Below are 415 nucleotides of genomic sequence, written 5' to 3' on the forward strand. Positions count from 1 at the left end.
GTGTTGCCCGGTGGCGGTCCTGATGCGCGACCGGCTCGCCGACGACGGCATCGAGTCGTACCCGAAGACCTCCGGCAAGAAGGGCATGCAGCTCTGCTGCCCGATCGCCGGCACGCAGTCGTCGGACCTCGTCTCCGACTACGCCCGCCGGATCGCCCAGGAGTTGGAGAAGGCCCACCCGAAGCTGATCGTGTCGAAGATGGCGAAGAACCTCCGGCCGGGCAAGGTCTTCATCGACTGGAGCCAGAACAACGCGGCGAAGACCACTGTGGCGCCGTACTCGCTGCGGGCCCAGTCGGTGCCGTCGGTGTCGACGCCGCTGACCTGGGACGAGGTGGAGGCCGGCGCGCGCGGCCGGAAGCCGGCCGTCCGCCAGTTCACCGCCGCCGAGGTCCTGGACCGGGTCGAGGAGTAC

The 415-nt window shown here is 69.6% G+C and carries 1 pseudogene; it reads left to right on the forward strand.

The window, feature by feature from the left end:
* Positions 1-415, forward strand: a pseudogene (locus tag KBX53_RS35870) (ATP-dependent DNA ligase); the annotation flags it as partial.

Source organism: Micromonospora sp. M51, from assembly GCF_018070305.1.
GTDB classification, from domain to species: domain Bacteria; phylum Actinomycetota; class Actinomycetes; order Mycobacteriales; family Micromonosporaceae; genus Micromonospora; species Micromonospora parva.